The organism is uncultured Helicobacter sp., assembly GCF_937906905.1.
In the GTDB taxonomy this organism is placed as follows: Bacteria; Campylobacterota; Campylobacteria; order Campylobacterales; family Helicobacteraceae; genus Helicobacter_B.
The window spans coordinates 38,973-47,372 of the sequence record NZ_CALERY010000007.1; the positions used below are offsets into that span (position 1 = coordinate 38,973).

At 47.3% G+C, this 8,400-nt stretch carries 7 protein-coding genes; 4 read left to right on the forward strand and 3 right to left on the reverse strand.

Features of this window, described 5'->3' with window-relative positions:
• Window positions 1–34 precede the first annotated feature (34 nt).
• Complete coding sequence (locus Q0171_RS02315) at window positions 35–1,024, reverse strand: hypothetical protein (protein ID WP_299326286.1); 990 nt, start codon at window positions 1,022–1,024, stop codon at window positions 35–37.
• Window positions 1,025–1,109: 85 nt separating this feature from the next.
• On the opposite strand from Q0171_RS02315, the gene hemB reads away from it, so the two are divergent.
• From hemB to Q0171_RS02330, 3 genes are read left to right on the forward strand one after another with little or no spacing between them, the layout of a single operon-like run.
• The gene (hemB, locus tag Q0171_RS02320) at window positions 1,110–2,108 is read left to right on the forward strand and encodes a porphobilinogen synthase (protein ID WP_299326288.1); all 999 of its coding nucleotides are present in this window, start codon (window positions 1,110–1,112) and stop codon (window positions 2,106–2,108) included.
• Window positions 2,099–2,884 carry a pseudouridine synthase gene (locus tag Q0171_RS02325; protein ID WP_299326290.1) on the forward strand — a complete coding sequence of 262 codons (786 nt, stop codon included), beginning with the start codon at window positions 2,099–2,101 and terminating at the stop codon, window positions 2,882–2,884. The genes hemB and Q0171_RS02325 overlap by 10 nt, the downstream gene beginning before the upstream one ends.
• A gap of 19 nt (window positions 2,885–2,903) precedes the next feature.
• Window positions 2,904–4,079, forward strand: a complete 1,176-nt coding sequence (locus Q0171_RS02330) for a glutathionylspermidine synthase family protein (protein ID WP_299326292.1) — start codon at window positions 2,904–2,906, stop codon at window positions 4,077–4,079.
• Between the two features lie 11 nt (window positions 4,080–4,090).
• On the opposite strand, the gene Q0171_RS02335 is transcribed toward Q0171_RS02330, so the two are convergent.
• Together Q0171_RS02335 and solA are read right to left on the reverse strand one after the other, a co-directional pair.
• Window positions 4,091–5,593, reverse strand: coding sequence for a TrkA C-terminal domain-containing protein (locus tag Q0171_RS02335; protein WP_299326295.1), 1,503 nt, complete (start codon window positions 5,591–5,593; stop codon window positions 4,091–4,093).
• Window positions 5,594–5,649: 56 nt separating this feature from the next.
• On the reverse strand, window positions 5,650–6,798 hold the full coding sequence (gene solA / locus Q0171_RS02340) for an N-methyl-L-tryptophan oxidase (RefSeq protein WP_299326301.1): 1,149 nt from the start codon (window positions 6,796–6,798) through the stop codon (window positions 5,650–5,652).
• Between the two features lie 260 nt (window positions 6,799–7,058).
• Here solA and Q0171_RS02345 point away from each other — a divergent pair.
• Window positions 7,059–8,400: hypothetical protein (locus tag Q0171_RS02345; protein WP_299326303.1), on the forward strand; the 1,342-nt coding region annotated here is incomplete at its 3' end.

Sequence of the window (8,400 nt, forward strand, 5' to 3'; positions counted from 1 at the left end):
CATTACTTTTGAGCTATAAGCGAGAATCTATGTCTTAGAATACGATTTGCAGGGCTTGCATGTCTGCATATTCCTTGCTCACATCTTCAAAGCGCTGGCGGAAGTTTTTATACTCTCTAGAAAGATGTGCAGCAAGCTCTTGGAACTGCTGTCTAGGCAGCTCGGATCCTGCGTCAATGCAGACATTGATGAAATGCTGGTCGTCTGGGTCGTGTAGCGCGTGCTTGAAGCTATCGTGATAGTGTGCGACAAGATCTTTGACCGCAGCAGCTTGGAGCTCTTTCTCGCGCAGGTCTTGGAGCAGGTCTTGGAGCTCTTGGATAGACATGCCTAGCAGGACCCCCTTGGTATAAGCCGCACTTAGGCGCAAGATTGCATTGATAGCAGAGATTTTCTCCGGACTATGGTCATAGAAGCTTTTGTAGTTGGATTCTAGCTCATCGGGCATGTATTCTTGGATCATGGAGAGCTTTACTTGCGCGATGAGAGCGATTTCATCGATATACTCCGGGGATTTGGATTTCTCGTGAATCTGGCGTAGCATGTGTAGGTCATCTTTGTTTGCCAGGTAGTATTCCATGAGAGCTTCGCGCTCTTGGGGTGGGAGGGCAGAGAGGTTGGATTCTAGCTCAAGCAGCCAGATTTCTTGGAGCTCGCGGATTTTGACACGCACCATTTTTTCTATCTTGCTGAGTTTGACATTAGGCAGGCTAGCTAGAAAAATATTGGCAATATCGCGCGTAGAATACAAATCCACATAATCATCGATTTGCTCATATAGAGCGCATAAATCTTGCGCGACAAGCGCTATGGACTCTGGCATGATTGTGGTGGATTTTTTGCGTAGCTCCTCATGCTCCTCGCTGGTTTCTAAGATATCTTGGGCTTGAGTGATGAATGCACGCGTATGCTCTTCATAGAGCTTGGCTATACGCTCATCACTCATTTTTCCAAGCTCATCTTGTGTGTAGCCTTTGTTTTTGAGATATTGTGCCATGAGCGCGATGTCAAAATGTGCATACATAAAGCCCCCTGCAGCCTTTTACGATAATTTTATCAAATCAATGCTATATTAGCGCATTTTACATAGCATACAAGCAAGGACTCTCATGCCTCAATCCTCTTCAATCACCCCTAGCACTAGATTCCGCCGTCTGCGCTACAATCCTAGAATCCGTGATTTGGTGCGCCAAAGCCATGTGCATAAAAGCGACTTTCTTTACCCGCTGTTTGTCTGCGAGGGGGCAGGGATAAAGCGTGAAATCGCGTCTATGCCAGGCGTGTATCAAATGAGCTTAGATTCTATTCTCAAAGAGTGCGAGGAGCTATGTAGGCTTGGGATTGTGGGGATTGTGCTATTTGGTATCCCGGGGCATAAAGATGAGCGCGGGAGCGCAGCGCTGGACCCTGATAATATCGTGTGCTCCTGCGTGCGTGAGATCAAATCTCGCTTCCCAGAGCTTGTGGTGGTGGTTGATGTGTGTTTCTGTGAATACACAAGCCATGGACATTGCGGGATTTTAGATAGCAAACTCCAAAGCGTGGATAATGATAAAACACTAGCAATCCTAGGTGCGCAGTCATGCAATCTCGCCACAGCTGGGGCAGATATGATAGCTCCAAGCGCAAGTATGGACGGCATGGTGGGTGCAATCCGCTCCGCGCTAGATTCTAGTGGATTCTCGCATTTGCCTATCATGAGCTACTCGACCAAATTTGCCAGCAGCTACTATGGACCATTTCGCGATGTGGCAGAATCCGCGCCGAGCTTTGGCGATCGCAGGAGCTATCAGCAAGACATTGCCAATGCCAAAGAAGCCCTGCATGAGAGTCTAATCGATGCGCAAGAGGGCGCAGATATTCTTATGGTTAAACCCGCGCTTGCGTTTCTTGATATTATCCATGATCTCGCGCAATCAACCCTCCTGCCCATAGCAGTCTATAATGTCAGCGGAGAATACGCCATGCTAAAAGCCGCGCAGCGCGCTGGCGTCATCGACTATGCTCGCGTGCTACATGAGAATCTAATCGCTTTCAAGCGCGCTGGAGCGAGCATTATCATCTCCTACCACGCTAAAGAAGCTATTGAGCTAGGACTATGCGACTAAACGCGTTTATCGCGCATAATAGCGCGCGCAGTAGGCGAGAGGCTGATAGCCTTATTGAGCAAGGTCGTGTGCGGATAAATCGCCAGAAAGCACAGCTGGGCGCAAGTATCACAGAGGGGGACAAAGTTTTCATCGATGGGAATCTCCTAAAACCTCGCGACAAGGAACAATACACATTTATCATCTACCACAAGCCTAAAGGCGAGCTTGTAGCTAAAGCAGATTCTCGCGGACGCAAAACAATCTATGATAGCCTAGAAGCTCGATTTAAGGGCTTTGTGCCTGTGGGGCGGCTGGATTTTGCTAGCGAGGGGGTGCTGATTTTGGGGGATTCTAAGCCAATTGTAAGTGCGCTTATGCACAGCCAGCTTGAGCGCGAATATATCATTAAAATCCATTCTAAAATTACCAAACAAATGTGCGAAGCTATGGAAAACGGACTCACTCTAAGTGACGCTAGCCGCGGGGCGCATGCACTAAGCAGTATTGCTAGTATGGAGTTTGCGCCATTTTGCTCCTACCAAGTGCTAAAAGACACGCCCACTTTCTCGCGGCTAAAAGTTGTCATACAAGAGGGGCAAAATCGCGAGCTTCGGCGGTTTTTTGGGTATTTTAAGGCAGAAGTGCTGGATCTTCGGCGCGTGCGCTATGGCTTTGCCAGCCTAAATGCGCTGCCGGTGGGAAAATGGCGGTATTTCAGCAAAGATGAGTATAAGCAGTTGCGTAGATTTCTCCACGCCAAGCCCTTAATCCCAGAATCTAGCTCTAGAATCTAACCCCACACAAAGGACAATTATGCAAATCACACCACTTACCCCAATCAACAAGCAAGCCCTAGAATCCATAGGCTTAAGCTGGCATACCGATCGCGACACTACGGACTATATCGCGCCAGAAATGGTAGAAATCTCCCAAGAAGAAGCAGAGAGATTCTACAATGCAGGCAATGAGCTCTATGAGATGTTTTGCGAGGCGGGGCAGTATGTCATTGATAATAACTTATTTTTTGAGCTAGATATACCTGTGTCGCTTATCCCTATGATTAAGCAGAGCTGGGAGCAGGAGGTGCATTGGCATTTGTATGGGCGGTTTGACTTTGCTGGGGGGCTTGATGGGCTGCCATTAAAGCTGCTTGAGTTTAATGCCGATACCCCTACAATGCTCTATGAAAGCGCGGTTATCCAGTGGGCTATGCTTAAAGCTAATGGGCTTGATGAAAACGCGCAGTTTAACAATATCTATGAAGCACTGCAAGATAATTTTAAGCGCATTATCACGCTTGGGGCGGACACAAGCCGATTTAGCGAGATTTATGAGGGCTGGAAGATACTCTTTAGCTGTGTGAGTGGCAATGATGAAGAGGAGCGCACGACTAGATTCCTGCAAGAAATCGCTAGGAGTGCTGGCTTTGAGACGGAGTTTGCCTATATCGATGAGGTGCAGTTCTCCCAAGATGAGGGCGTGTTTTTTAATGAGTGCAATTATGAATTTTTATTTAAGTTACTGCCGTGGGAGAGTATCGCCATTGATGAGCCAGAGCTAGCTATGCTTATGCGCTCCATTATGGAGAGCAAGGCTGGGATTTTCCTAAACCCCGCCTACACGCTACTTTTCCAAAGTAAAAGAATGCTAAAAATTTTGTGGGATCTCTTCCCCAATCACCCATTGCTGCTTGAAGCGAGCTTCGAGCCTTTAAGCGGAGTGGCGCAAGTGAGCAAAGCAAGCTTTGGCAGAGAGGGGATAGGCGTGGAAGTGTTTGACAGCACGCGCACGCTCCTAGCTGGCAACACCCAAGACTATCAAAACTACAAAAAAGTCTATCAAGCCTACTATGAGCTAAATCACAATGGTGGATTCTACTATCAGCCAAATGTGTTTTTCGCCTATGAGTCTTGCGGGCTAGGATTCCGCAAGGGCGGGCTGATTTTAGATAATTATGCAAAATTTGTCAGCCATAGTATTAGGGGGTAGATTCTGCTGCTCTAGTGCAAACTAATTGGCACGAGCATTTGTGGGTGTTTATTGAGCAGTAGTGAAAGTCGCTCTGCTTTTGTCGAGAAAAACGCCAACCACCTGCTACGCGCGATACATCGTTCAAATGGCAAAAAATGCAGCAGTGGCTCATCAAGCTCTTTTAGGTAGAAAATTGGATTTTTGCTCGTGGTTTTGGTGATTTGCACCTTTTTGCCAAAGCTCCTGCCTAGCGCTTCATAGTCCTTGATAATCTCATCTTGATGCACGCCATCTGGCTCAAAATCATAGGCTTGAATGTCGATTTTAGTCTGGATAGCGATGTCAAAAATCACACTTGAAATATTCTCGCCCGCGTTCATTTCTTCATTGATGATGACAAGACTCTTTTTGCACTGCTCGAGTGGGAGGGCGGCAGTTTTTAGCACAGGAGTGGCGGTATCATAGAGAGCTTTGCGATGAATGCGCTTAGAGAAAAGCTCGCGCCCCACGATGATAAGCCCGATTTTTTTCGTGCGATCTTGCTCGAGACGCTGGATAAAAGGCTGATTGGTATAGTCAAATTTCAGCATGACACTGGGGTCTTCATCACAAAGTGTTTTTATCGCATAGATTGTGGAGAAATCAGCTGGATTTAGCACGATGACAAAAAGCCTAGTCGAGCGGATAAGACTATGAAAATACATTGCCTGCTCGATATCGCGCAAAATCGCGCTAGAATCTTGCGCTAGCATATCGACATAGACATAGATATCGCGACCAAATGGCGAGGGAAACTGCCCTATGTTGGATTTGATTTGCTTGTAGAGATTGGTAAGTGTCTTGGGCTCACCTGCGACAAGCACGACATCTTGTGGCTGAATGACAAGCGAAAATGTGCTAAGCAGTAGCTCATCGTTGCGATAGAGACCGATGATTTTGAAGTTTTTTTGCTGGATTGAGCCAATATGCCGATAAGCAAACATGCTCCCAAAAGGCACGCCAACTTGCATGATCTCGCCTTTGCCCAGACCAAAGCCACGCGGGATAATAGGGACATTTGGCAGGCGCGAGATAAACTGCCCTGCGACGATACTTGCTTCATCGATTGTGATAGTGTGGTCGTCTTTTTTGTCTGGCTGGTGTTCTTGGTTGCTGGCGACATCTTGGGGGGCTTTGGCACTAGAATCTAGCGCATGCTGCTTATGGGCGAGTGTTACGATTCTAGCTTCCTTGCAGAGCTTGCGCATGATTGTAAATACTGCTGCTGACTCCGCAGGATCTTGCAGGATCAAAAACACATCGCCAAGCTCGCTAGCACCATGCTCTTGGTGCTCTTGAAGTGTCTGTGTGAGATGAAACTCCGAAGTAGGGTCAAACTGATAGAAGCTAAACGCACTCGGGGGCTTTTCTGGGATCATCTGGGGGTCTTTGACGATAACGATGTAGAGATTGTTGCTGAAATATTTCTCCAGCACAGAGGTGAGAAATATTTCACCCACCACTCCATCAAGCACAAGCACAACTTTTTTCACATTATTTCCTTGCCATGAAATCCAAAAGAGAATCCAAATTTACCACTAGAGCCAGTCTAGCTAAAGCGAGCGAGCGAGAAATGCTCTTTAATCGCAGAATCTAGCTTGCGCGTTTGCAGGGTATTATGTGCTAGCTCGCCCAGAGCCGGGGCGAATTTGAAGCCATGACTAAGCCCGCCAAGATACAAAAACCCCTCATCGATAAACTCGATGATAAACCCCTCATCTGGTGTCATCGCATAGGTGCAGACTGCCCCGCGTGTAAGGCTATGCAAGCCTGGCATAAATGCGCGAATGTGTGTATCAATCTCGCTTGTATCACTTTGATCATCGCCAAACTCACCCACGCCCTCACGCCCTGCAATCTCTTGCCCAAAGACATTAAGCCCGATTTTCACGCCCCCACCAAAATCCGGGAATCCATAGAAATGATCCCCGCCAAACTCCATGATAAATGCAGGCATACCCTCGCCAAGCTTATAGCCACTTGCGCTAAACCAATTTAGCATTTTGCGCTTTGGAGAGACAGGGATAGTAGGGAGTGCAAACGCACAAGCCTCTAGCACCTCGCTAGCAAAGCTCCCCGCACTTAGCAAGATTGATTTTGCAGTGATTTCGCAGGTGGATTCTGGGGTGCGTGTAGAATCTAGCGGGGCTAGGCTGATATGATAGCCACCCTCGCGCTTAGTGATTGCTGCAATATCGCCCACAAGCAAGTCCGCGCCGCACTCTTGCGCGCCCTTTATCGCACACTCTACGCTTCTATCACTATACACAAACCCAGTATCCCGCTCTAAAATCCCAACAAAATGCCCAGGAAGCGTGAGATTATAGCGGCTTTGCATTTGGGCGGGAGTTAGATTCTCTACATTAAGAGCGAAGTCGTGGCTACTCTTGGCGACATTGCGCATAAATTCACTATTAGGGTCGCCGATATTAAGCACACCGCAGCGCTCAAATAGCCTCTCCCCGACACAGCGCTCAAACTCGCCCCAGAGCGTATAAGCGCGCTGAAGCAGTGGGATATAGCGCGCACCCTCGCCATAGGCTATGCGGAAGATTCTGGTATCTCCATGGTAGGAAGCCTGATCGTGTGGCGGGGGGAATTTATCGATATAGCAGATCTTTTTCCCAGATTTTGCGGCGTAGTAGCCTGCGAAACTCCCCACACTTCCACTGCCAATCACGACAATGTCATACTGCATATTTGCCCTTTCATGCGCATTATGTGCGATTGATTTGATAGGGCATTGTATCTAAATGCCACTAAAACCTGCAAACAATACGGAGCTAGACCCCAGAATCTGCTTTTTCAAAAATAGATTCTGGTTGAGCTGCTTTTATTGTTGGCTTGGGATTCTAGCCCAAAAGTCAAATCCCTAGAATCTACTTGTGTGGCTCTTTGTTTCTTAATGGCTGCTATAATGCGCGCGATTTTGGAAAGAGAGCAAGCAAGGGGAGCAATGTGAAGCTAGTGCGATGTATGATAAATATTCTCGCTCATAAGTCGCGTGGTAATGGTATTTCTGGGGGGGGGGGGGGGAATATGCGTGCGCTGATATTCGCCCCATTTGTGCTGGCTCTGGGGTTACCTGTATTTGCGCAAGAGAGTGAAGATATAACAAATAGTGTTTATAACCTAGAAAGTAAAACCGACTCTACTGCAAAGACCTTTATAGTAAAAGATGTAGAAACCTACAAATCTGGCGACACAGAATTTACCCACAAATATGAAAATGGCGAACTTGTCTTTAACGGCAAACTCACCTTTAATGTCGCAAGTGGCTGGGACTGCGTAGGGCTACCTTGTGGGAGCAAAATCACTGGAAACTTTGAAGCTAAAGAAATCAACCTAAATGGCACCCAAATCGCAGCGGGGCGAGATGGGGCTATGGGGGTTGGAGTGTTTAACTTCACTGCCACAGATAAGCTCACTGCTAATAATCTCTCCCTAACTTTTGCCGCAACTAGCAGAAACTCCCAAGCAAACTTCAAGGCAGATTCTATCTCTATGGACAATGCGAAGTTTTATGTCAATGCTGGCGGACATACGCTGAAGTTTGAATCAAATAAAGACATAGATATAAAGGGCAGCGGCTCTTATATGAATCTCTATGCTGGGACAGCTAAATTTGGCGGAGCTACTGCGACATTTAAGGGGGAGAATCTAAACTTTGCAGGCACGATTGTGCTAGGTAGAGAGAGTGGAGATGATGCGTGGCTAGATTCTGCGCTAAATGGCGCGAAAATCTATGTAGAAGACATCAAGGGCAAAGCAAGCTTTGGCACAATCAAATCGCGCAAGGGGCATATCATCGCCAATAGCAATATGTCTATCGATACGCTAGAAATCCTCCAATCCGCACAAGGAGCAACAGGACACGATATAAGCCCAGAATCTAGGCTATTTTTAAAAGACAATGGCACCTATACGATCAAAAATCTCACCCTACACGATGATCAAGCAAGCTCTCGAGCGTGGCTCTATGTCTATGGTGGGACAGGCTCTAGCTTGACAAGTGAGAATATCACGCTAGGGGTTAATGCTGCTTTCCATAGTGGGGGCATAGCAAACCTAACAAGCAATAATATCACGCTAAAATCTGGGGCTGCTTTCCACGGCGGTGCTATCACACACACCAAGGTCGATACTATCACGCTAGGCAGTAATTCTGTCGCGCACTTTCACAATCTCACCCTAACCCCCGGTGGGCAAATCACAATGGACGCTACCAATGCCCAGCTCGTGCTAGATAATCAACTAGTCAATGGTAAAAATGAAGCAGGTGTGCTAGAGCTAGGTGTAT